This window comes from Solidesulfovibrio aerotolerans, assembly GCF_009856865.1.
Taxonomy (GTDB): Bacteria; Desulfobacterota; Desulfovibrionia; order Desulfovibrionales; family Desulfovibrionaceae; genus Solidesulfovibrio; species Solidesulfovibrio aerotolerans.
This window is the reverse complement of sequence record NZ_WVUD01000124.1, coordinates 1-664: the sequence shown is the minus strand read 5'-3', so window position 1 is coordinate 664 and position 664 is coordinate 1. Positions and strand designations below refer to the sequence as shown.

The window sequence follows — 664 nt, the reverse complement described above, 5'->3', positions numbered from 1 at the left end:
TATTTGGCTATCGCGACATGGGCCAAAAGGCCCGGGGTGACGATGCCCTGGGGGATAATCTGGAGCGGCATGGGCGCGGTTTTCACCGTCGGCCCGTCATCCTCCACGCCTTCGCAGGCCCGGCAGGCGTATTTGGGCCGGATGTGGCGGATGACCTGGATTTTGGCCGGCACGATATCGAGTTTTTCACTGACCTCTTCGCCTATGCGGACCAATACCGCGCCGCAGGGGCAAGCCTTCTCCGATTCCGGCAGGTCGTGGATAATTTCGACCCGGGGCAGATCGGCGGGGATGGACCGGCGACCGCGTTTGCCACGGGTATGGGTCGGGGTGCAGACCTCTTCGAAGGTCTGGGGCGTCTGCTCTTCCACGGTCTGTTCGGCTTCGTCGAACAGGGAGAGCTGCTGTTCTTGACCGGTACGGGGCTTTTTCTCGGACTTTGGGCCGTAAATGATTAGGTTCAGGAGCCGGATGCGCTGCTCAAGCTGGGCAATATGTTGCTGCTGGTCAGCTTGGCTGGCGGCCATGTCGGCAAGCAGGCCTTTCAGTGTGGCGGGGTCGTCAGGAAGAGAATTGATGTCCACAGCCCGGATAATATGCCAGTATTATCCAATTTAATCAAGGTTATACTGGTCAAAAGATCGTCGAATACTCGAGGCGGGAA

1 protein-coding gene is annotated in these 664 nt (G+C 58.6%); it reads right to left on the bottom strand.

Annotation, left to right across the window (positions count from 1 at the left end; genetic code table 11):
• The coding region (locus tag GTA51_RS20370; RefSeq protein ID WP_439333343.1) for an IS66 family transposase zinc-finger binding domain-containing protein at positions 1 to 584 on the bottom strand (584 nt) is incomplete at its 3' end.
• Between the last annotated feature and the right edge of the window lie 80 nt (positions 585 to 664).